The following is a 22,899-nucleotide window of genomic DNA, read 5'->3' as shown; positions in this document are numbered from 1 at the left end:
AAGATAGATTATTGACAATTTAATGTCTTGGCTAATCCTCCTAACGAAGTCTCTTTGTATTTTTCATTCATATCTTTTCCGGTAGCATACATCGTGGCAATCACCTCATCTAGGCTTACCTTAGGCTTGTAATCATCTTCTAGGGCAAGCTTAGAAGCGCTGATAGCTTTAATTGCACCTAAGACATTCCTTTCAATGCAAGGGATTTGTACTAGGCCTCCTACAGGGTCGCATGTCAACCCTAAATGATGTTCCATAGCGATTTCACTCGCCATTAAAACTTGCTTCATGGTTGCTTGAGACAGATAGGCTAACCCCCCTGCAGCCATAGAGCTTGCGACACCGATTTCAGCTTGACACCCAGCCTCCGCACCGCTTAGTGAAGCGTTTTTCTTGTAGAGATAGCCAATGGCAGCACAGGTGAGTAAAAAATCATTGATAGCCATTTGTGATAAATTCTCAAATAAATGATTTTGAGCGTATAAAAGCACGCTTGGCACAACCGCACACGCTCCGTTAGTAGGGGCGGTTACCACCTTACCCCCACTAGCATTTTCTTCAGCAATTGCACGAGCATAAAGAGAGATATAATCAATTAAGGCTAGGGGGTCATTCCCATTTTTAGGGTGTTTTTCTAAGCGTGTCTTAATGCTTGGGGCTAATCGTGTAACTTTTAAGCGACCGGGTAAATAGACTTCTTTAGAATTAGCCCCATTATTGTAGCATTCAAGCATAGCGTGATAGATTTTATTCATCACCTCATCAGGGTCATTGCCTAAAGCCTTTTCTCTCAAACGCACGATTTCAGCAATGCTTGTTTGATGTGTTTGGCATAGTTCTAGCAATTCTTTAGCACTATTAAAATCATAGGCAATGCTTTCGCTCGCATTTTCTTTAGATAGGTTTTCTAATTCTGTCTCAGTATAGACAAAGCCCCCACCAATAGAATAATAGGTTTCTTCTTTTAAAATCTCTCCCTTAACATTAAACGCTTGTAAGACTAGAGCGTTTTCGTGTCTGGCTAAGCGATGGTTATCAAAAACCAAGTCCTTAGCATAATCAAATACAACAGAATGTTTGTTTGCAAGTTTTAAAACTTTATTTTTAAGCACATCTTGTAATAAAATACTTCTAAGTGCAGTGTCTAATTCGTTAGCATAAATGCCATGTAAACCAATTAAAACTGCTTCATCGCTCAAATGCCCCTTTCCGGTCAAAGACAATGAGCCATGCAAGGTGATTTGAATGCGTGTTACTTGCTCTAAAACATCTTTTAACAATTCACAAAATCTAGCTCCAGCTTCCATAGGCCCTATGGTGTGTGAAGAGCTAGGCCCAACGCCGATTTTAAAAATGGATAAAATAGAAAAACTAGCCATTAGAATAGTCCTAATAATACGCTAAGAGCCGTCAAGCTTCCTAAGATAAACACGAAAATATCTGCCTTTGGGTTTCTAAAACGCTTTAATGCAGGAATGGTGTAAAAAGCTATCATAGGCATGACAAAAAGAATGAGTGCAATAATGGGGCCGCCTAAATTTTCAATAAAATCTAAGATATTAGGGTTGATATAAGCTACAAGCGTAATGCTAAGCCATAAAAAAATCGTGGTGCTAACACTCAGAGCTTTAGAAGTTTTTTTTAATTTTAAGCCTTGAAGAATAATGCCCTCCAAGCCTTCCTTAGCCCCATAATAATGCCCAAAAAAAGATGAAAAAATCGCTAAAAAAGCCACGATAGGCCCAGCATAATTGATTAAAGGATTATTTAAAGTATTAGCAAAGTAGCTTAAAATGGGGATATTTTGTTCTTTTGCTTTGATAAAATCATCAGCACTCAAGCACATAATGCATGAAAGCACAAAAAACATCACAAATCCTAAAAGCATAAGTGATGCCCCTAATTCAATTTGATTGAGTTTATACTCTTTGAAAGCGCTATATTCTTTTTCCACATTTTGCGTAAAAGTTGAAATAATAGGGCTATGATTGAATGAAAACACAAGCACCGGTAAGGTCAGCCAAATGGCTAAGACAAATTCTTTAAAACTCGGCATAACAGAGAGATTACTTAATTGCCAGTAAGGAATGAGATACACAGAAAAAAGAAGCAAAATTAAGCATAAAGGATAGACTAGAGCGTTACAAATGCGTGTAACAATCGTGGCATTAAAAGTCATTACAAGCATCATTAAAGAGACAAGCACAAAAGCTAGTAAGCCACGATTAAAAGGCTCTAAATTTAATTGATTAATAAAGAAATTATCAAACACATTCGTGATGCCTACCCCATAAGCTAAACAAATAGGATAAATTGCAAAGAAATAAAGCAAAGTGATAAGAAAGCCCCATTTAGTGCCAAAATGTGAGCGAGCGACCATGGTAATATCTTCGCCATTTCTTGAGCCTATAAAATAGGCTAATGCCCTATGTCCTAGCCAGGTTAAAGGAAAGATAATCGCACACATCACTACGATTGCCCATACCCCATGTCCACCGGCTCTAATAGGCAGAAATAAAATTCCAGCCCCTACCGCTGTGCCAAAAAGCGAAGCCATCCAGCGGACATCAAACGCATGGAGTTTTTTAGGATTTTTTGGAGTTGCTTTTTCTTGTGTCATACAATCAAACCACCCTTTTATAATATTGAAGAGTTAATTTATTGTATCATAAAGCCCTTTTATTATTAGGGTTTCGTTGAGATTAAAGGGCATTGATGGTGCGTTTGTTTTCTAAAGTCTACATTTCAATAGAAACTCTTTCAAGCTATAATAATGCATTAAAAAAAGGATTAAACAAAAGGTTATAGCAATGTTAGACACAACTTGGTCGCCAAATTCCTGGCACAATTTCCCTATAGAGCAACACCCCACTTATAAGGACAAAGAGGCTTTAGAGAGAGTCAAAAAGGAGTTGCACTCTTACCCACCTTTAGTGTTTGCTGGAGAGGCTAGAAATTTGCAAGAGCGATTAGCCCAAGCCATTGATAATAAGGCGTTTTTGTTACAAGGGGGCGATTGTGCGGAGTCGTTTTCTCAATTTAGTGCTAATAGAATTAGAGACATGTTTAAGGTGATGATGCAAATGGCGATTACTCTTACTTTTGCTGGCTCTATGCCTATTGTTAAAGTGGGACGCATTGCTGGACAATTTGCAAAGCCTCGTTCTAGTGCGACTGAAATATTAGATAATGAAGAAGTGCTAAGTTATAGGGGTGATATTATCAATGGGATTTTAAAAAATGAAAGAGAGCCAAAGGCTGAACGCATGCTTAAAGCCTATCATCAAAGCGTAGCGACTTTAAATCTTATTAGAGCCTTTGCTCAAGGCGGGTTAGCGAATTTAGAGCAAGTGCATCGTTTCAATTTAGATTTTGTCAAAAATAATGACCAAAAATACCAACAAATCGCAGATAAAATCACGCAAGCTTTGGGGTTTATGCAAGCTTGTGGGGTAGAGATAGAACGCACGCCTATTCTTAGAGAAGTGGAATTTTACACAAGCCATGAAGCGTTATTGCTCCATTATGAAGAGCCTTTAGTGCGTAAGGATAGTTTGAGTGATAAATTCTATGATTGTTCTGCACACATGCTTTGGATTGGGGAAAGAACCAGAAATCCTAAGGGTGCTCATGTGGAGTTTTTAAGGGGGGTTGAAAATCCTTTGGGAGTAAAGATTGGGCCTAATGCGAGTGCGAGCGAAGTGTTAGAATTGTGTGATATTTTAAATCCGCATAATATTAAGGGGCGTTTGAATTTGATTGTGCGTATGGGTTCTGAGATAATTAAAGAGTGTTTGCCTAAGCTTTTAAAAGGAGTGCTAAAAGAAAAGCGCCATATTTTGTGGAGCATTGACCCTATGCATGGCAATACGATTAAAACAAGTTCAGGGGTTAAAACAAGAGCTTTTGATTGTGTGCTTGATGAAGTGAAAAGCTTTTTTGAAATCCATAGGGCTGAAGGGAGTTTAGCATCGGGGGTGCATTTGGAAATGACAGGGGAAAATGTTACAGAATGTATCGGTGGTTCACAAGAAATTACTGAAGAGAACTTGAGTTGCCACTACTATACGCAATGCGACCCAAGACTAAATGCCACTCAAGCCCTAGAATTAGCCTTTTTAATTGCTGATATGCTCAAAAAACAGCGTGCTTGATGGTTGAGAAATACAGCTCTTAGGGGTTGGTTAGTGTGAATTTTAATGGTGGTATTTCTAATTGAAACAAATTAATTTATTTTTTAACGCTTTTTTCTTATAATTAGTGTTATGGTTGGTATTTTATATTCAAAGGAGTAGCGATGAAGTTTTCTTTTTTAGCTGTAGTTCTAGCGTTGTTGTTTGTAGCATGCCATGAGACCAAGCAACAGATTTTACAAAATGAAGCCGACAGCACGCCTTCAGAAAAAACGATTTGGCAGCCAGAGCAAAAATAAGTTTTTACATTTTGATTAACCCAAATGGCTTTTCTATAGGATTGTCTCTAGTCCTATAGAACGCTTTCTAAGCCCTTTTTAGCCCACACTAAGTTGGAAAATCTTTTGACTATTCAATTAATGGAATACTTCTTGCTTCCTTGCTATTAAAATTTCAATGTTAGGAAATTCATATGGCAGTTTCTTCTATTAATCAATTTGATTCTAACCTTTATGGGCTTTTAAACTCAAAAAATACTCCCACAAAAGAAAGTAGTGGCAGCAACGCTCCTGTTCAAAATGTAGAAGCAGTAGAGAAAGAAAAAAGAGACGCTTTAATAGAAAATCTTCCCTTTAACCCTAATAAGCGAGAGACTTATGGCTTTTTAGTTTTAGAATTGATGAGCGATAGAGAGTATAACGCTTTTTTAAGAGCTACAGCTGGAATGGATGAGAGTCAAAAACGCCTTGCTGCTCAATCACTCTACAGCTTGACAGATTTTTATAACGGCAAGTTTTCTAAAGAAGTGGAGAACGCCCCTAAGCAACCTGTAAATGGCTTACACAAGAAAGCCCTACAAACTTTTAATGCAACAAATAATAACGCTTTTTTGCAACGCTATCAAAATGCCTATAACAATTCTTCATCTATGGATGTGGTTCTTTAACCATTGAAGCTCTCTAATTTCAAAAATTAGGGCGTATTCATCTTATGTTAGCTATATGGTAGGATTTAGTTACTCTTAAAACTAAATCAAAATTTTATTAAGCATTCTTATTGGCAACGACTGAAAACTCAAGCAACCTATCATCTAAAATCTAACAACAGGTATTGATTGAATAATCCTAGTCTAGCAAGAGTTGTGTTGCAAAAGTGTAGTGAGAATGGGAGCTAGAATGAGATTTTTCAAGTGCTTGAAAATTTTTATGGATATAAGAATTTGGCTCTATTGACAAACAATATTGATTAAACAAAATATTTTATATTCCAAGATTTAAAAAAGAATAGGTTTAATAGGGTTTTTATAAAAAATGTAGAAAATGAATGCAAAAAGAATTTGTTTGAATGGCGATTAAAAACATGCTTTTGGTAAGCCTTTTTGGTTGTAAATATTACCAACGCTTAACTAAAGCTAAGAATTTTTGCGAGATTTTAATCAGTTTCTTCTAAGCTATGAAACACTTTGATTAAATCTATATGCTCATCAACATCATGCACTCTTAAAATGCTCGCTCCATTTTGTAATGCCATTAAATGCAAAGCTAAAGTGCCAGAAAGTCGCTTTTCAACTTCACGCCCTGTAATAAGACCGATAGTGTTTTTACGGCTTGCCCCCACTAATAAGGGCTTTTTAAATTTTAGAAAGTGGCTTAAGTGCTTGATTAAGGCTAGATTATGCTCTTTTAGTTTGGCAAATCCAAACCCTATATCTAAAATAATATCCTTAAGGGCGTATTTTTCTAAAGTCTCTAGTTTGTCTTTAAAGAAAATATCCATTTCATCAAATAAGTTGTGATAAAAGACATTTTCTTGCATGTCTTTGGGAGTTTTTTTGGCATGCATTAAAACACAAGTAGGCTTGTAGTCTCTTGCGACTTCTAGCATTTCAACGCTATTAAAACCGCTCACATCATTAAGAACAGAAAAATGGTGTTCTAAAGCCATTTTGGCTGTGCTTGCATGATAGGTGTCTATACTAAATTTAGCATGTTCATTGAGTTTTTGAGATTTGATTTCGCATAAAACTTCTTTCAAACGCTTTTGTTCTATCTTTGGGTCAATGATTTCACTTCCTGGTTTTGAGCTTGCTGCACCTATATCAATGAGAGTGATGCCTTTTTCAAGGAGTTGATAGATTTCTTCAATGGCATTTTTGCTATTAAAACGACTCTTTTCATAGAAGCTATCAGGCGTGAGATTTAAAATTGCCATAATTTGTGGGGCGTTAGGCTTGGGGGCTTTGAGATGATTTTTTAATTCCTGTGCTAGAGCTTTAAGCCCAAAGGGTTGGGAATAGCACTTGGTGATAAGGCGTTCTAGTTGTTTGGCATTAACGATTAACACACCATCATAAAAAGGCTTTTTAGCCAAGATACAATCTTTTGGTGTGGCGAAATCACCCCCCACACTCAAGGCTTCTTGTTTTAAAATAAGTGTAGCGCTTAGGGGCAAATCTTTGATTTCAAAGACTAAACTAACGCCTTTTTTATACATATGGGCTTGAGCGATTTTTTCTGAATCTATGTTTTGAAGGGCGGTTTTTAAGGCGTTAGGATTAAGGCGTGCTAAAGTCATTGCTGTTTTTTCTTGTATAAAAGGCTCAAGAGTAGGGGCAAGAGATTATAACTAAGCCTATAATAAGAGCTATTAGCTTTAATAGCCAAATCAAAGGCTTGTAATTCTTGCTCGTTTAGTTTGATGTTATGTCTATTAACACTTTCTAGTAGGCTTTCAATTTTTTCTCTTTGATTTTCTCTTGAATCAAAATTCTCTTTGTCTAATTCTTTTAAAAACGCATAAATATCTTTTAAATCTAGCCTAGATAAATCTAAATCTAGGGGCTTTAGGGGGATTTTTTTGCGTCTGTCTTCTTTGATTAAACGAGATTTAATAGTAGCTAAAACATGGTTTGGGCTTTTGGCAAACATGATGAAACAGACATTATTTGGGGGTTCTTCTAAGATTTTTAAAAGAGCGTTTTGAGCTTCTATGCCATAACTTGGCGCAGCAATTAAAAAGGCGTTTAATTCGCTGTGTTTGAGATTTGCTTTCAAAATGACTTCTTTAGCATGCTCTATTTTAAAGTCTTTGTTAAAGGTTTTGATGATTTTTTTGTCTTTTTCAATGATTTCAGTGTAGAACTTAGTGTGGTGTTTAAAAAAACTCGCTTCTTTTTCAAGCGTTTCTTCAAGGTCGTGTGTATAAATCAAGCGGTTTAAATTTTTCACTTACAAGGCCACTTTGTTATACAAGACATTAAAAAGAGCGTTTTCAAAGAGTTTGAAGAGTTGTAATAATTTGTAGTCTAGCAAATTATCATGCTCTTTTAAAAGCAAGCAATCTTCTTTAAGCTCTTCAAAAAGCCATAAAAAACTAGGGACTTTACCGAGTAACAATGTTTTTAGGGCTTCATTTTCAATTCTGCCGATATGCCAAAACATAGGGTTTTGATAAGTAAGCTCTATGGTGGCTAGAGACAAACTCGCATCGTTTTTAGGGTAGAAAGAAGAAGCATTAAAATCAATGACAGATAACAAGGGGCGTTCTTTTAAATCTTTGGGGTTGAGATTAGAAAGAATGTAGTTTAAAAACCAGCACCTAGAAGAATCCGTGCTAATAAGCAATGAGCCACCATTGAGCAAATGCGAGATAGTTTGTGCGATTAGACTTGCATAATTTGAACGCTCTAACTCTAGCCATCCGCTCTGCTCTGCGATGAACTCGCCTTGGTCTCGCACAAACTCTCTCAGCCAGTCGTAGAAATTTTTCATTTGTCTAATTCATACACAGAATGTAAAGTTCTAACGGCTAATTCAGCGTATTTAATATCAATTAATACAGAAATCTTAATTTCACTTGTAGAAATCATCATAATATTGATATTGTCTTGTGCTAGGGCTTTAAAAGCGGTGCTTGCTACCCCAGAATGCGATTTCATGCCCACACCCACTACTGAAACCTTAGCGATATTCTCATCATAATCAATAGAATCAATTTGTGCTAAGAAAGGTTTTAAGGCATGCTTAGTTTCTTCTATTTGAGTTTTAACAATGGTGAAGTCTAAATCGGTTTTGCCATCTCTTCCGATAGTTTGGACTATCATATCCACATTAATGCGATACTCAGCCAAAGCGCTAAAGATTTCGGCTGCAATGCCTGGTCTGTCATCTACGCCTTCCATGCTCACACGAGCTTGATTCTTATCTAATGCAATCCCACTTACTACAGGGGCTTCCATAGGTTCTCCTTTAAAGTCTTTTTCAGCTACAATGAGCGTGCCTTCGCTGTGGTTAAACGAACTACGAGTAACTAGTTTAACATTGAGTTTCTTGGCTAATTCCACAGAGCGATTTAACAGAACTTTAGCCCCCATAGAAGCAAGTTCAAGCATTTCATCATAACTGATTTGAGCAATTTTTTGAGCTTTTTTTTCAATTCTAGGGTCAGTGGTATATACACCATCTACATCAGTATAGATTTCACACAAATCTGCTTTTAAAGCCCCAGCTAGTGCGACCGCACTCAAATCGCTCCCCCCACGCCCCAAAGTCGTTACTTCGCCTTCAATATCAGAGCCTTGAAACCCAGCGACAACAACAATGTAGTTTCTTTCTAAAAGTTCAGCGATGCGTTTGCTATTAATGGATTGAATGGAAGCGCTTTGAAAATGCGAGCTTGTCAAAATACCTGCTTCCTTGCCATTGAGTGAAATCGCCTTATGCCCGTATCTCTCTAAAACCATGCTTAAAGCCGCACTTGAGATAATTTCTCCAGTGCTTACGATTCTATCCATTTCTCGTTTGTTAGGGTTATGGCTAAAATTTTTACAAAATTCTAAAAGTCTGTCCGTTTCGCCACTCATAGCAGAGACTACCACCACAACCTGATGCCCTAGCTCAACGCTTTCTAAAACCCTTTGAGCGACATTATGGATTCTTTCTGCACTACCCATGCTCGTGCCGCCGTATTTTTGAACGATTAACACCCTAAATACCCTTCTTTTTTAAAATGAGAAATCACCTGACGATACACTTGGCGTTTGAATGGGGCAACTTTTTTAAGCAAATCCTTAAGAGGAATGAATTGATAGGCTCTAAATTCTGGGGCGTGTGTGTTTAAGTCAATGCTTTCTAAATGCTTCAGGCGCACTAAAAAATAGCGTTGCTTTTGCCCATCAAAAGAATAAAACTTATGCTCCATGTTGTTTGGGAAATCATAGGCAATCCATCTGGGGTATTGAGCTAAAACTTCTATTTTATCCGTGCCGATTTCTTCTTTTAGCTCTCTATACAACGCTTCTAGGGGGGTTTCGCCTTCATCAATGCCCCCTTGGGGAAACTGCCACGCTCCTTCTATATCCACCCGTTCTGCAATAAAAACCTCGCATGTATTAGGATAGCTTGGTGAAACGATAATGGCAGCAACATTAGGCCGATATCTTTTATTATGTAGCATAGGTATTCGTTCTAACTCTTTCGTATCTTTATCAGTTTTAGAGTGTATTATAATGTATGCTGGCTTTAAGTAGGGTTAAGATAAGATTAGAAACGAGAAAATTATAGAAAAATGGTTTAAAAGAGATTAAAATAGCACCAAATGGCACTATTTTAAGAGAGTTTACTTCTTAAGAGTAGGAATGTATTTAGCTAGAACCTTGATGTCTTCTGCACTGAGTTTCTTAGCTTGCATTTCCATTACAGGACTTTTCTTCTTGCCTTCTTTGAAAGCTATAAGCTCTTCTTCAATTTCTTTTTCAGTCATTGAATTAACTACTTTGCTTTTACCCATAGCTTTCTTTTCAAACTTAGCCCCATGGCAACCAATACAACCCTTAGCTAACTCTGCACCACTTTTTGCCATTAAAACATTACCTGCAAAAAGAACGCTTAAAGCCAAAACAACCTTTTTCATTATCTGTCTCCTTGATTATCAAAATGATTTTAAAATGATACAATTTCAAATTTTAAGCTTTGCTTAAAAACGAAGTCAATAGTAAGAGAAATAAATATGATACTATATATTCATATCCCTTTTTGCGATAATAAATGCGGATATTGTGCTTTCAACTCGTATGAAAATAAGCACGAATTAAAAGAAGAGTATGTAAAAGCGTTATGCCTAGATTTAAAGCATGCCCTAGGGCAAACAGATGAAAAAATTGAAAGCATTTTTATTGGTGGTGGCACGCCTAATACCTTGAATGTTAAATCTTTTGAGAGTATTTTTGAGAGTATTTATCAAAATGCACGCCTAACTACAGATTGCGAGATAACCACCGAAGCTAATCCTGAGCTGATTTCTAAAGCGTGGTGTGAGAGTTTAAGAGATTTGGGAATTAATCGTATAAGCTTAGGGGTGCAAAGTTTTAGAGAAGATAAATTATTGTTTTTGGAACGCAAACACTCCAAAAATATCGCCCCTATTATAGAAATTATTACAAAAAGTAAGATTAAAAATATTAGTATTGATTTGATTTATAACACCCCCTTAGACAACGAACTATCTTTAAAAGAAGAATTAAAACTTGCTAAAGAACTTCCTATCAATCATTTGAGTGCCTATGCTTTAAGTATTGAAAAAAATACGAGTTTAGAAAAAAACGCTAAAAAATCATCTAACATTAATTATGATAAGGTGGTTAAAGGCGCTTTAGAAAGCTTTTCTTTCAAGCAATACGAAGTGTCTAATTATGCTAGAGATTACAAGGTCAAACATAATTTAGCTTACTGGGGGGCTAAAGATTATTTAGGGTGTGGGGCTGGGGCTGTAGGCTGTGTGAATAATGAGCGATTTTATGCTAAAAAAATCATAGAAAACTATATTAAAGACCCCCTAAAACGCCAAGTTGAGTTACTGAATTCACAAGATAAGCGATTAGAAAAGCTGTTTTTAGGCTTAAGGTGTGAGCTAGGAGTTGAATTGAGTTTATTAGATAAAAATAAAGTGGGGCTTTTAGTCAAAGAAAATAAGGCTTTTATCAAAGATAATCAATTAGTAGCGAGCGATTTTTTTATGGCTGATGAAATGGCTTTATGGTTGCTATAGCCTAAAAAGGCATTCAAGCCTTTTTAAATGCTCTTAATTTAAGCCTACAAAGTTTTTAGCCAAAAACCAGCCGATTGCCACACAAATTAGCCCTAAAATATTTGTGCCTAAAGCATAAGAAAGAGCTTCAATGTATTGAGATTTTTGCAAAAGCTTCAAAGTGTCAAGCCCATAGGAAGAAAAGGTCGTAAAGCCCCCTAAAACTCCGGTTACAAAGAAAATCCCAAATTTATCGCCAAAGACTTTTTCAGCGGCTAAATGCCCCATAAAGCCTATGACAAAGCACCCCACAAGATTTACCGTGAAAGTCCCTAAAGGAAAGCTCTCAAACATTAAAAACTTGCTAGGCATCATTTTACCTACAAAATACCTCAATGAACTCCCTATAGCCCCCCCTAGAGCGGCAAATAAAAAGACCAAATTCATGCATAATCCTTTTAAAACTTTAAAATAAACAAGAGTAGTGTAGTAAGATTTTCTTAATATTCCTTAACTTTCAAGCTTAAAGCTAGGTCTAAACACGCTTCTAGTGAAGGTTTTTTGGCAATATAGCTTGTAATACCTTGTTCTAATAAAAACTCTCTAGTTGTGTTGCCGATACTTATGGCGGTGTAATTTTCTAAAAATTCAAAATAGTGTAAAAAGGCTTTGGCATGGCTTATGGCTGTAAAAATGAGAATGCTATTTTCTTTAGGTTTTAGAGCGTTCTTTTCACTCAAGCTCAAATTTTTAAGCTTGTTTTCATAAACAATGGCTTGGGTGAGATTTATGCCTTGCTCTAAAAGTATGGTATCTAAGTGAGAGACAATTTCTTTAGCTCTTGGATACAAAACTTTTTTATCTTTTAATAAAGGAATAATTTCTTTAGCAAACTCTTTTCCATGGGCTTTTTGCCCTACAAACGCTACCTTAAAACCATGAGCTTGTAAAATTTTAGCACTAGGTTCGCTCAAAGCATAGCTAGGAATATTTTGTAAAGTTTTGAGTTTGGGGCTATTTTTTAAAGTTTCTAGCAATGAAAATACCGCATTTTTGGAAGTGAATATTAAAGCATTAAAAGCCTTTGGGTTTAATTCTAAATTGTAGTAGCAAAACTCATTGAGAATGAGAGTTTTATAGGGCGTAACCTCTTTAGAATGCACCCAAACAATCTCTCTCATGCTAGCTTTCTAGCAAGGCTTGCCACTCAAAGAAGTGTCATTATAAACCATCTTAAAGCCATATTTTTCAAAGTCATAGACATTGCCCTCTAGATAATAGGGTGTGTAGCCTAAGTCATGCATGCTCTTAGCCGCATTTAAAGCCCTCAAACCTGCCTTACAATGGAGTAAAACTTTTTGGTTTTTATGTTCTTCTAAAAATTTTGTGAGCTTGTTTGGTTCGTTCATGCTAATATGCACTGCATTAGGCAAGTGTAATTCTTCAAATTCATCTAATTCACGCACATCTACCACTACAAAATCATCAAAATTGACTTCTTCTAAACTGATTGCATAATCTTCAAGCATGTTTGTCCTTAGTTTTAAATTTAGGTTATGTTACAACGCTTTTGTAAATACCCTTTTAAAAAGCACGATTTTAATCTCTAAAAATTATACACATAATTTGCTTATTTAGTAACCTTTAAGTTTCGGCTATTTTAAATAGTGGAGACTTGATTATGTTGGATATATCAGTTTTTAATGCCGAGTTTTTCTTAGAAAACAAAGATTTGCAAGCCTATTTTGCCAAAGACAAGCATTCTAAGCTTTATACTTTCTATACCGCTCTAAGAAATAAGTTTGTAGAAGTATTAAGGGGCAAAACTAAGCAAAAGTGTCTTAATGGCGATACTTTTCATATTAACAAACAAGACAAATCATATGAGTTTGATGTAACCCAAAGAACCGTGCGTAATTGGCTTAATATCTTGCAAGAACAGGGTTTTATTAAATTTAGCTACTTAAAGCATGACCTTGTGTCAGTTACTATGCTAGATTACACCAAGATAGAGGCGCTATACCCACCAAAAGTAGATGAATACAATAAAGAAATCTTGCCTAATCGTTTCTACAAAGAAGCCCAGCTTAGATTAACTCATTTTATTAGGCAACAACAAGCAAGCACCTTTAAGCTCAACGATTTTGAGGGTGAATGGGTGCTAGAAGAATATAGCTCTAAAAAAGAGTTGGCAAAGAGCAAAGAGTTGTATGTCAAGCTAAAGCAAAAAGACAACAATCAAGTTTGTATCCCTGTGTCTTATGAGTATCTAACGAGTAAAACGCTCCCTAGTTTGAAATGCCACTTCCACCAAAATATTATCAACAAGAATTTTAGGGCCTCTCTAATCAACGCCTTAAAAACTAATCCACATAAGGACTTGAGTGTGGCTTAGTTAAAACAAAGGAGATGATAATGTTAGAGAGTTTAAAACACTTCAAAAATCAAATTAAAGGCATCAGCAATAGAGTTAATCGTTTGAATTTAAAAACAAGGTTGCTTTTATTTTCACTATTAGGAATAAACACTTTATACGCTCAAGGTTTTTCAAAATTTACTAATAAGTTCTTCACATTCTTACAAAGTGGTGAAGCACGCTCAATTATAGCCATTATTATTGTGTTTATGTTTCTCTATTTGATTAAAAACCATGACAGATGGAAAGAGTTTATTTTATTGTGGGGGTCTGTTATGGCTGGTTTGATTGGAGTATTAAACGCTCGCACAATTGCTAGTTGGCTCTACTAATGGCCAAAGCAGATTATCAATTTGTGGTGCTACGCTCTACAAATATTAGAGAGCTTTCTAAAAAAGAAAAGATTATGGGCTTAAACTTTATGTCTTGGATGCTTTCAGCCATGCTAGGCTGTGTAACTATGGCGTATTCAACCCTTTATGCTTTGATTGTGTTTGTAAGCTTGTTTATTAGTTTTTATGTCGCTGAATTCTTTGATGAAGATATAACTGACATTCTTTTTGGGATTTTTACCCTAGAGAGTGATATTGAGGATTACTATGCTTAGCTTAAGATTTTTACTCAAAGACATTTTAATGGTTTCAAAAATAAGCCTAGCCACTCCTTTATTAAACTCTAGCTTTCTAAAGGCAAAAAATCTATGAACTTTATTGAGTTTTTAAAGAACAAAGCCTCTTCAATGTTTTTTGGTGCATTACCCAAGCATTATTCTATGGCAGAAGAAAACAATATTTTAGGGCTTTATAATGATGATTTTATCCTTACTAAAAAGGGAAATCTAGTCGGTATGATAGCCTTAGAGGGAATTAGCTATGCCGATTTGAATGATGAACAAATTGCCAAACTCTTTAATGAAAGGGTTGTAGCTTTTAATCTCATTTCTAGTGATATAGAAATGAAAATCATAGCCAAGCGAAGAAAAGCGCACTTCAACAAGCAATACGAACATATCAAAAACCACTACGCTAAAACCATTATCAATCTATGGGAAAGCAATGAGGAAGTTTATACCAATAGCTACTATTTAATCTTTGAGACCAAAGACACTTATCTAAAAGGCTTTTTAGAAAGAAAAAAGCAAGAATGGACAACTTCAATCAAAGAAAGAGAGCAAGATAACAAGCAAGAACCAAGTATTGAAGAGGTAAAGACTAGCACCAGCTCTAATGAAAATACCAACAACACAAATTCTGAAATTAAAGACAGCCCTACTGGGACCATAGCTGACAACAAAGAAGAAACAGCCGACAATTCAGTTGACACTAAGACTAATGAAAAACAAGAAACCAACAAAGAGAGCAATACAACCGAATTTGCAACCATTAAATCTAGCAAAAAGCTAACCTTTATCAATAAAGAAACGCTTTTGCAATCTATTATCAACTCCTTTTTACAAGTTTTAAGCCCTCTAAAACCCAAGCAAATGCCAAGCATTGAAGTTTTAAGGTTTTATGGCGAGTATATCAATGGGACATACTTGCCCTTTAAGGTGCATAATGGTTTATTAAGGGATAGCTATATTGCCTCTAATGTGCATTTTCATAAGGACTACTTTATCCAAGAGTATAATGGGCATACGACCTACAATCGCTTTATTTCTATTAAAGCGTATGATACTGATGAAATCACTTCTGTGCCATTATCCACTATTTTAAGCTTTAAAAGTGATTTTGACATTATTATTAGCGTAGACGCTCTAAACAAGGACAAGGCAACAAGCAAAATTGAAGAAAAAAGAAAAAGGGCGAACGAAATTATTAAGCCCGCTATTGAAAATTTAAACAACCTAGTTAAAACTGATAGGGTTTTAATAGAATATGTGTCTTTAATGGTGCTTTTAAAGGCTACTAACAAGCAAGAGTTAGACAAAAAGAGCTTAGAAATTGTCAATACCTTTAAAAATCATGGGCTTATCGCTGTGCATGAAACTATCAATTTAAAGCCTATCTTTTTTAGTTTCTTTCCCAATAGAAACAATTTAAACGCCAGAAAGAGATTGCAAAGCTCTGATAATGTTGCCACTATGCTTATGTTTGACAAAGAGCATAATGGAAGAGACAGAAACTCTTGGGGAAGAATGCCCCTAACAATGTTTAAAACCCAATCTCAATCACTCTTTTTATTTAACTTTCACGCTCAAGAAGTGTTAAAAGACACGGATATGGTCTTAGGGCATACAATGATTTTAGGAGGCACAGGGGCAGGTAAAACCACTCTAATGAGCTTTTTAATTCTTAATTGTTTTAAATACAACATTAACATTCTAGCCCTAGATAGACTTAATGGCATGCGTATAATGAGTGAGTTTTTAGGCGCTGAATACAACAACTCAGAGAATTTTGCTCTCAATCCTTTTAGCTTAGAAAAATCTAGTGAGAATATTACCTTTTTAAGCTCTTGGGCAAGTTATTTAATCGGCTTAGATGAGAATGAGCAAAAAGACATAGAGAATATCAAAGCCATAGAAAAATGCGTGAATGATTTATATCATAATCTCTATGATACAGGCACTAAATTTGGCTTAAAAGATTTAAAAGATAGTGTTGTAAAAACGAGCAATGAAACGATTTCTATGCAATTAGATAGGGCTATGGATAACCCCTTATTTAACCAGCTAGAAAATAGTTTAAAATTTAGCCAACAGCTCACTGCTATCAATATGGATAGCATTGTGCAAAACGCTAAAAATGCCTCTCTTATTGCCCTTATACTATTTCACACCATGATTTATGAGGCTAAAAAACACGCTAAGGGCTTTTTCATTTTTATTGATGAGGCAAGAAGTTATATTGAAAATGAAGTGATGATGGATAAAATCAATCTCACTTTAACACAAGCTAGAAAGGTTAATGGGGTTTTGGCTCTTGCTTTTCAAGATATTAACCAGCTTGATGGAATGCCTAATGCAAGAAGTATGGTAGATAATATGGCGCATATTATCTTATTCCCCACAAATAACACTGACAAATTAGAAAGCTATGGCATAAACTTAACCCCTAGCGAAAAAGCCTTTTTAACTAGCCCTAGCAATTATAAAGTTTTAGTTAAAAACAAGCTTGATGGCACTTCTAATATCTTAGATGTGAATTTGTCTAAGCTCGGAAAATACCTAAAAATTCTTAGCTCTTCAGCTCCAAGTGTGGCAAAACTTTTGGAGCTAAAACAACAATATCCTAATAACTACAAAGAGAGGTTTTTAGCTTATGAATAAGCCTTTTTCTGTGGCACTGCTGACTATCCTACTTGTTTTTGCAGGTTGCACGAGCAACAAACGATACGAGATGTTTAAAAGCCCTTGTGCATGTAATTTTGACAAGGAAATAAGAGTTTTTATTAAAAACCACAACAAAGGAGTTAAATATGAGTGAAAAAGAACAAGTCATTATAGAGGTTACAAACCCCCTTAAATCCTTAAGGGTTAATACCAAAGATTTTGATGTAAAAAAACTTGAAAACGCTAACGAAGTGCAAGAATTTATTGACCTTATCAAAAACAATTCTCAAGATTTATATGATGATAAATACCTAGCTTTTTATTCAAAAATGCTAAGAGAATTAGACTATAAAGATGCCTATGGTATTACAAACTTTGAAAAAGCACTGAAAGATATTTTCTTTGAAATTCAAACAAGAAAGCAAGACTTATATCTAGCATCTTTAAAATGTGAAGCTTTAGATGAAAACAACCAAGTGATTAAAGATATTACGGATAATTTGCACAACAAGAGCTACATGTTTAATAATGTAAAAATGCTTGATAGTCTAGCGGAGCTAATCTTCAAACTTTTAAATAAGGTCAATGAACATGATGAAGAAGTTAAATTTTTTGACCATGTCATAGTGTTTAGCCTAAAAGACAATAGCTTGTGTGTGTTTATGCTTGTAGAACCTTTAGAGCCTGCTATAGAAGTATTTTAAGGGGCAAATAGTCATATGCAACAGTCAATGAATAAATGGGGAACTTATGGCGTAGATGTTGCTAAACCCTTAAGACTTGAAGAAGAGCCTAACACACCCATAAACACACCATTTTATTCCCACATTAATAGTTCTACTCAAGACAATAGAGAGCCTTTGACTAAGAACATTAAAAGCAATTCTAGTGATAATAGCCAAGAATATAATAATTCTATTGATAACAATTCACTATTTAATAATGCTATTAACAATAATGAAGACTATTCTATAGACAATGATAATGAAACACCAAAGGAAGAAACTACAACAGATAAAGAAATTTTAGAACAAGAAAAACAAAACTTAATACAAAAAGCCCTTTCAAAGGTCATCTTAAATAAAAAAGTCAAACAAACTTTTGAAACCCCTATGATTTTTGAAAGCGTAAGGGATGCCAACACGATTTTAAAAGTAGAGAGAAAGATAGGCGATTATTTGATTTTGATTGCCTCCTTTTTCTTTTTAACCACGCTAACTCTTATTATTCTAATTATTTTCTTATTGCCACTAAAAGAAAAAGACCCCTATTTAGTTACCTTTGCTAACTCAACTGAGAATTTTGCTCTTATCCAAAAAGCAAATTCCTCTATCACTGCCAACAAGGCATTGGTGAGGCAACTTTTAGGGGCTTATATTTTAAATAGAGAGCTTATCAATAGGATTGATGATAAAGAACGCCAAGAGATAGTAAGGGAGCAAAGCTCTAATGAGGTGTGGCAAACTTTTGAAAATTTAGTCGCCCATGAAAATAGTATCTATACGAATGAAAAATTAACTAGAAATGTCAAAATTGTTAATATTGCCCTAATTAAAAAGGGCTACGCCAATGCTGATGTAGAAGTTACGCTTTATGATACAGGTATTGTTAAAAGCATTAAACGCTATAGAATAATTGTGGGTTATACTTTTGAGCCTATTGAAATTGACTTTGTCTCTATGCCTAAAAACCCTACAGGCTTTCAAGTTTATGGATATAGTATCACTGAAATTGCAGTGATAAAAGAGCTAGACAAAGAAAATCAAGTTGAAAACCCCAACTCAAATCAATCTAAAATCAATTATAAAAATAACAACGAAACAAACCAAGTCAATGATTATGGATATAAACAAGATAAGCAAGGCGATAGCTTAGAACCTAATCATTCTTCAATTGCACCAAAAACAAAAACCCTTGAACCCAATCAAAACAATGTGAATAATCAAAAAGATTTGTTAAAACAAGAAAGCGTGAATGACCCTAATTTACCTAAACAAGAAAAATCTCATTCTACACCCTTATCGCCAAATCTATCTATTCAATCCAATTTACCAAATCCTTTTAAGGTGGTTCAATAATGCGTTTAAAAACCTATTCTATAGCTCTTTTATTCCTTGCTTTAAACGCAAATGAGCCTAATAACCCTTTGAATAATAGCTTAGAGCAACCTAATATATCCGCTACATTTCCTAGTAGCTCTAGTTCTGAGCCTAATAATTTACCAAATCCTATGCGTAATGCTACACCACCATCTCCTAATGTCTTTGATAGCCCTTCTCAAGCTCCTATGCCAAATGATGATAGCGCTAAAGCATTGAGTGCTAGTGGTATTGATGAAAGCAAGTTTAAAGAAGATGAAGACATAGAGCAAGCTAAAAAAATGATAGATTTGCATGCCATTCAAAATTCATTTTTTGATAAAGACAGACTTTTACAAGACAACCATTTAAACATTCTTTATAATGCTGGGGATACCTATAGAATTAGATTACGCTATGCCATGACAACAACCTTTATCTTTGATGAAGATAATATCATTTATGTGAGTTTGGGAGACCCCACAGGCTTTGAAGTCTCTTATCCTAACAACGAGCAATACGCTCTCAATAATGTTTTAATCATCAAACCTTTGCTTATTGGAGTAGATAGCAATCTAACTATAATTGGCTCTAGTGGTAAGGTTTATACTTTTTACATCTTTTCTACCACCTTTACAAGCAAAAAGAACCCCCTATTAAGCGTATTTGTGTCTAGCAATAGAAAAATAGGCACTATTGATGTAGGCGATAAAAACAAGAAAAAAGCCCAAGCAAATGGCATTAAAACTAACACTCTTTTTGCTAATGATAGCTTTAAAAAGATTGATTATTCTAGCAAAGAAATTGATGATGGCAAGTTCATTAAAATTGGCGATGAAGTTAATCATATCTATATAGAAAAATCAAAAATTAGTCGTGGCTATATCCAAAAGCCTAAAAGCAAACGCACTTGGTGGAGTTTATGGCTCTATAAACGCCCCCTAAAACCAAGCAAGGATATTCAAGCCTTTGATATTTTTGATGATGGCAAATACACTTATTTTAAATTTAATAGGGATTTATCTGTTTTTAAATTCCCCTATCCTTATAAAGTGGTGGATAAATATGATAGCCCCATCAATTCTAAAATTGTCGGCAATTACATTATTGCTGAAGATGTGAGCGATAAATGGACGCTTAGACTTGGCGATGAATATGTTTGCGTGCATAAACTCAAATACGAGCAATACATTAAATATCTCAAATCTAATTTACGCACTAACGAAAGACTGGATAATAAAGATTTTCTTTCTCAAATCAAGCAAATCAACCCTAAACTAGAAAGACAAAAAGCAGTTCAAAAAATTAAAGATTATGTGTCCAATCCCAAACCTAAAATCACTAAACAGATAGAAAAACCTACCCAAAAAACGCTTTACAAGACTAAAAAAGGTATTAAGCACTGCCCCACACTATGCCCGCCTATTGAAAAGAAAAAGACCATTCAAGAAAAAATAACCCCTCAAAAACTAATCTCCTTAAAACAAAGGCAAAACAATGAATGTTAAGGGGCTATTAAAGCGCAAGGAAGTGTGGGTTTTAAGCATTTTTCCTGTGATTGTTTTAATCGGTTATATTGCTAAACAAGAAGTCATTGATGAAGAGTTGGAGCAATTTAAGAGTAAATTCCCTATCCCTGATTATGTTTATCAAAATGCTAAAAACAAAGAGAAACAAAAAGTAGCTAACTCTGATATTCCAAACAATAATGCCAGCAATACTGACAATACTAACGCTCTCTCTAGTCCAACAAATGCCAACAACACCACTTCTACTACACCTACTTTTGATATTGGAGCTTATTTAAATAGCTTAAAAAATCTTGATTTATTCAATCATTCTTCGCAAGATAACCCTTTAAACAACCAATCCAAAGACAATAAGCAACCCAACAATAATGATTTTAATAGCCCCAATTTTGATTACTCTAAGGCAAGTCCTGCAACCAAAATGAGACTTTCACTTCTTAGCCAACGCTTTAATAGTAGTGATGTAAATAATACCTATGGGACAAGTGCGGATAAAAATAACAGAGAAATTGAATATGGAACAGATAGCTTTGAAAACTTTGACAGGAAAGACAAAGCAAGCCATGAAAACAAGCTCTTACGCACCATTACTGCTGATAGAAATATACCAGCTACGCTAGTAACCCCCATTAGTTCTGCAATTGGAGGCAATAAAATTGTGGCTCAAGTAGAAAGCGATGTTTATGCCTCTATGGGAAGAGCCGTGTTAATTCCAAAGGGCAGTAGAGCGATAGGCTATTACAATTCTAGTAGCAAAATGGGGCAATACCGCTTAGAAGTTGTATGGAATAGAATTATCACGCCTCAAGGGGTCAATATCATACTAAGCGATAGTAAAGGGAGCGATGTTAAGGGCTATAACGGACTAATTGGTAAAGCCCACAACAAATATTTCACTAAATTTGGTATGCCTTTTTTGTTTTCTACGCTTTCTAATGGCTTACTCATTGGCATGACAGCTGGCATTACAGAAAATATGGGCAAAAAACAAAGAAATGGCGTGAATAATTATTTTGGGGATTACATGATGATGCGGCTTATGCAACAAAGTGGCATGAATTTAAACAATATTATCAACAATATAATGAGCCAATTCTCTCAAATCAAGGCTGTCATCATCATTAAAGAGGGGAGCAGGATATTCATTAGCCCTAACACAGATATTTTCTTCCCCATTCCTAAGCATAATGAAGTTTTAGCAGTCTTTTTCAAAGAAAACAAGCCAAAAATTTCAGATGAGGAGTTAAGCGATGATGACAATGAATTTTAATTTTAGACAAGGAGTTACATTATGAACGAAAACCACTCAACAGAGAACAACTTAATGCAAGAGAGCAACATTGATTTAGGATTTTTAAACAACAAAAAAATCACCATTGATGAAAAGAAATTAAAGCAGTATTGCGCTTTAAAGCAAAGAATTATCAAGGCGGTTAAAAATTTTGAGAATTTAAAGTCTCAGTTCTTAAAATTAGAAAATGAGCTTTTTAAAGAGCAGTAAAATGGCAATTTCAGCAATCTTAGAGGTTTTAATTTCTAAGTTAAGACCCTATTTGGAACTAGACATCAATGAGGTAATTTTCAATGAACCCTACAAGTTTTATCTTGTTAGGGGTTCTAGCTATGAATTGCTTGAAAACAAAGCCTTTGATGAGAAGTTTTTAATGAATTTTTGTGAACAACTTGCTACGCATAGAAACCTGTTCTTTAATCATAACTTCCCCCATTTAGCATGCTCTATTCCTTTTACACGCTATAGGGTCAATGCCTTGCACCCAAGCGTTACAGCCAATAATAGCATTTCTATTTGTATTCGTGTGCCAAGCAATTTTAAGTTTAAAATCAATGCGTTTGTTTTAGGGCAAAAATGCCAAGAAAAAGGAATTGATTACGCCTTTATTTTAAACTTAGTAAGACTTGGTAAAAACATTTTAGTTAGTGGAGGGACAGCTAGTGGTAAGACTAGCTTTGTGAATAGCTTGATTGAAGAAATTCCTATTACTCAAAGAGTTATCACGGTTGAAGATAGCCCAGAATTACACCTAAAAAATCCTAATCAAGTTAATGTTGTAGTGGGTAAAAATGAAGATTCTAATTTTACCTATGAAAACGCCCTAAACTCCGCCATGAGAATGAGTCCTGAAAGAGTGCTATTAGGCGAGATTGATACAAGAAATACCGCACTCTTTTTAAGGCTTTCAAACACAGGACATAGCGGAATGATAAGCACTTTACACGCTAATAGCGTTGTAGAAGCCTTTAATGCCATTGGTATGAATGTCAAAATGAATGCTGGTAAGGATATTGACACTAGCACGCTTCTAGACTTTTTTATTGCTGGAATGGATTTTATTATCCAAATTGTTAAAAAGGGCAATGAAAGAATTATTGAAGATGTCTTAGATGTTAAAAAGGAATTGAGACTTGCTCTCAATAGGGAATAAAT

25 protein-coding genes are annotated in these 22,899 nt (G+C 35.1%); 14 read left to right on the top strand and 11 right to left on the bottom strand.

Features of this window, described 5'->3' with window-relative positions; genetic code table 11:
* Positions 1-8: 8 nt before the first annotated feature.
* Both HCD_RS07760 and HCD_RS07755 read right to left on the bottom strand, forming a co-directional pair.
* A complete protein-coding gene (locus HCD_RS07760; RefSeq protein ID WP_014660018.1) occupies positions 9-1,379 on the bottom strand; it encodes an L-serine ammonia-lyase in 1,371 nt (456 codons plus the stop codon).
* Complete coding sequence (locus HCD_RS07755; protein WP_014660017.1) at positions 1,379-2,620, bottom strand: aromatic amino acid transport family protein; 1,242 nt, start codon at positions 2,618-2,620, stop codon at positions 1,379-1,381. The genes HCD_RS07760 and HCD_RS07755 overlap by 1 nt, the downstream gene beginning before the upstream one ends.
* A 190-nt stretch (positions 2,621-2,810) precedes the next feature.
* Here HCD_RS07755 and HCD_RS07750 point away from each other — a divergent pair, with 190 nt between their 5' ends.
* The 3 genes from HCD_RS07750 (at position 2,811) to HCD_RS07745 (ending at position 5,079) form a co-directional block, all read left to right on the top strand.
* A complete protein-coding gene (locus tag HCD_RS07750) occupies positions 2,811-4,154 on the top strand; it encodes a class II 3-deoxy-7-phosphoheptulonate synthase (RefSeq protein WP_014660016.1) in 1,344 nt (447 codons plus the stop codon).
* Positions 4,155-4,297: 143 nt separating this feature from the next.
* Positions 4,298-4,432 carry a hypothetical protein gene (locus HCD_RS09695; protein ID WP_014660015.1) on the top strand — a complete coding sequence of 45 codons (135 nt, stop codon included), beginning with the start codon at positions 4,298-4,300 and terminating at the stop codon, positions 4,430-4,432.
* 173 nt (positions 4,433-4,605) lie between these two features.
* On the top strand, positions 4,606-5,079 hold the full coding sequence (locus tag HCD_RS07745) for a hypothetical protein (protein WP_014660014.1): 474 nt from the start codon (positions 4,606-4,608) through the stop codon (positions 5,077-5,079).
* 485 nt (positions 5,080-5,564) lie between these two features.
* Here HCD_RS07745 and folP read toward each other — a convergent pair whose 3' ends face one another.
* The 6 genes from folP to HCD_RS07715 all read right to left on the bottom strand — a co-directional run bounded on the left by folP (position 5,565) and on the right by HCD_RS07715 (position 10,043).
* Positions 5,565-6,707 carry a dihydropteroate synthase gene (gene folP / locus HCD_RS07740; RefSeq protein WP_014660013.1) on the bottom strand — a complete coding sequence of 381 codons (1,143 nt, stop codon included), beginning with the start codon at positions 6,705-6,707 and terminating at the stop codon, positions 5,565-5,567.
* The gene (locus tag HCD_RS07735; protein WP_014660012.1) at positions 6,704-7,360 is read right to left on the bottom strand and encodes a DNA polymerase III subunit delta'; all 657 of its coding nucleotides are present in this window, start codon (positions 7,358-7,360) and stop codon (positions 6,704-6,706) included. The genes folP and HCD_RS07735 overlap by 4 nt, the downstream gene beginning before the upstream one ends.
* Positions 7,361-7,903 carry a HobA family DNA replication regulator gene (locus HCD_RS07730; protein WP_014660011.1) on the bottom strand — a complete coding sequence of 181 codons (543 nt, stop codon included), beginning with the start codon at positions 7,901-7,903 and terminating at the stop codon, positions 7,361-7,363.
* A complete protein-coding gene (locus tag HCD_RS07725) occupies positions 7,900-9,117 on the bottom strand; it encodes an aspartate kinase (protein WP_014660010.1) in 1,218 nt (405 codons plus the stop codon). The genes HCD_RS07730 and HCD_RS07725 overlap by 4 nt, the downstream gene beginning before the upstream one ends.
* Complete coding sequence (locus tag HCD_RS07720; protein WP_014660009.1) at positions 9,111-9,587, bottom strand: RNA pyrophosphohydrolase; 477 nt, start codon at positions 9,585-9,587, stop codon at positions 9,111-9,113. The genes HCD_RS07725 and HCD_RS07720 overlap by 7 nt, the downstream gene beginning before the upstream one ends.
* Before the next feature lie 162 nt (positions 9,588-9,749).
* Positions 9,750-10,043, bottom strand: coding sequence for a c-type cytochrome (locus tag HCD_RS07715; RefSeq protein WP_014660008.1), 294 nt, complete (start codon positions 10,041-10,043; stop codon positions 9,750-9,752).
* Positions 10,044-10,139: 96 nt separating this feature from the next.
* On the opposite strand from HCD_RS07715, the gene hemW reads away from it, so the two are divergent.
* Positions 10,140-11,177 (top strand): radical SAM family heme chaperone HemW, encoded by a 1,038-nt coding sequence (gene hemW, locus HCD_RS07710; protein WP_014660007.1) that lies wholly within the window; start codon positions 10,140-10,142, stop codon positions 11,175-11,177.
* A 33-nt stretch (positions 11,178-11,210) separates the two neighbouring features.
* On the opposite strand, the gene crcB is transcribed toward hemW, so the two are convergent.
* From crcB to HCD_RS07695, 3 genes are read right to left on the bottom strand one after another with little or no spacing between them, the layout of a single operon-like run.
* Positions 11,211-11,603, bottom strand: coding sequence for a fluoride efflux transporter CrcB (gene crcB, locus HCD_RS07705; protein ID WP_014660006.1), 393 nt, complete (start codon positions 11,601-11,603; stop codon positions 11,211-11,213).
* Positions 11,604-11,656: 53 nt separating this feature from the next.
* Positions 11,657-12,337, bottom strand: a complete 681-nt coding sequence (locus tag HCD_RS07700; RefSeq protein WP_014660005.1) for a uroporphyrinogen-III synthase — start codon at positions 12,335-12,337, stop codon at positions 11,657-11,659.
* A 9-nt stretch (positions 12,338-12,346) separates the two neighbouring features.
* Positions 12,347-12,685, bottom strand: coding sequence for a rhodanese-like domain-containing protein (locus tag HCD_RS07695; RefSeq protein WP_014660004.1), 339 nt, complete (start codon positions 12,683-12,685; stop codon positions 12,347-12,349).
* Between the two features lie 152 nt (positions 12,686-12,837).
* Here HCD_RS07695 and HCD_RS07690 point away from each other — a divergent pair, with 152 nt between their 5' ends.
* From HCD_RS07690 to HCD_RS07645, 10 genes are all read left to right on the top strand, one after another.
* The gene (locus HCD_RS07690) at positions 12,838-13,551 is read left to right on the top strand and encodes a hypothetical protein (protein WP_014660003.1); all 714 of its coding nucleotides are present in this window, start codon (positions 12,838-12,840) and stop codon (positions 13,549-13,551) included.
* Positions 13,552-13,571: 20 nt separating this feature from the next.
* Positions 13,572-13,904, top strand: coding sequence for a TrbC/VirB2 family protein (locus HCD_RS07685; protein WP_014660002.1), 333 nt, complete (start codon positions 13,572-13,574; stop codon positions 13,902-13,904).
* Positions 13,904-14,179 carry a hypothetical protein gene (locus tag HCD_RS07680; RefSeq protein ID WP_014660001.1) on the top strand — a complete coding sequence of 92 codons (276 nt, stop codon included), beginning with the start codon at positions 13,904-13,906 and terminating at the stop codon, positions 14,177-14,179. The genes HCD_RS07685 and HCD_RS07680 overlap by 1 nt, the downstream gene beginning before the upstream one ends.
* Before the next feature lie 93 nt (positions 14,180-14,272).
* Positions 14,273-16,843 (top strand): VirB4 family type IV secretion/conjugal transfer ATPase, encoded by a 2,571-nt coding sequence (locus tag HCD_RS07675; protein WP_014660000.1) that lies wholly within the window; start codon positions 14,273-14,275, stop codon positions 16,841-16,843.
* 149 nt (positions 16,844-16,992) lie between these two features.
* A complete protein-coding gene (locus HCD_RS07670) occupies positions 16,993-17,550 on the top strand; it encodes a hypothetical protein (protein ID WP_014659999.1) in 558 nt (185 codons plus the stop codon).
* Between the two features lie 15 nt (positions 17,551-17,565).
* The gene (locus HCD_RS07665; protein WP_014659998.1) at positions 17,566-18,924 is read left to right on the top strand and encodes a VirB8 family type IV secretion system protein; all 1,359 of its coding nucleotides are present in this window, start codon (positions 17,566-17,568) and stop codon (positions 18,922-18,924) included.
* On the top strand, positions 18,924-20,432 hold the full coding sequence (locus HCD_RS08800) for a TrbG/VirB9 family P-type conjugative transfer protein (protein ID WP_014659997.1): 1,509 nt from the start codon (positions 18,924-18,926) through the stop codon (positions 20,430-20,432). Before HCD_RS07665 ends, HCD_RS08800 begins: the two co-directional genes overlap by 1 nt.
* Positions 20,422-21,723: a DNA type IV secretion system protein ComB10 gene (locus HCD_RS07655; protein WP_014659996.1), complete on the top strand. Its 1,302-nt coding sequence runs from the start codon at positions 20,422-20,424 to the stop codon at positions 21,721-21,723. The genes HCD_RS08800 and HCD_RS07655 overlap by 11 nt, the downstream gene beginning before the upstream one ends.
* Before the next feature lie 21 nt (positions 21,724-21,744).
* Positions 21,745-21,954 (top strand): hypothetical protein, encoded by a 210-nt coding sequence (locus HCD_RS07650; protein WP_014659995.1) that lies wholly within the window; start codon positions 21,745-21,747, stop codon positions 21,952-21,954.
* A 1-nt stretch (position 21,955) separates the two neighbouring features.
* Positions 21,956-22,897, top strand: a complete 942-nt coding sequence (locus HCD_RS07645; protein WP_014659994.1) for an ATPase, T2SS/T4P/T4SS family — start codon at positions 21,956-21,958, stop codon at positions 22,895-22,897.
* The last annotated feature ends 2 nt before the right edge of the window (positions 22,898-22,899 follow it).

Origin of the sequence: Helicobacter cetorum MIT 99-5656 (assembly GCF_000259275.1) — a bacterium.
Lineage (GTDB): Bacteria > Campylobacterota > Campylobacteria > Campylobacterales > Helicobacteraceae > Helicobacter > Helicobacter cetorum.
This window is presented reverse-complemented; position numbering and strand designations above follow the sequence as displayed.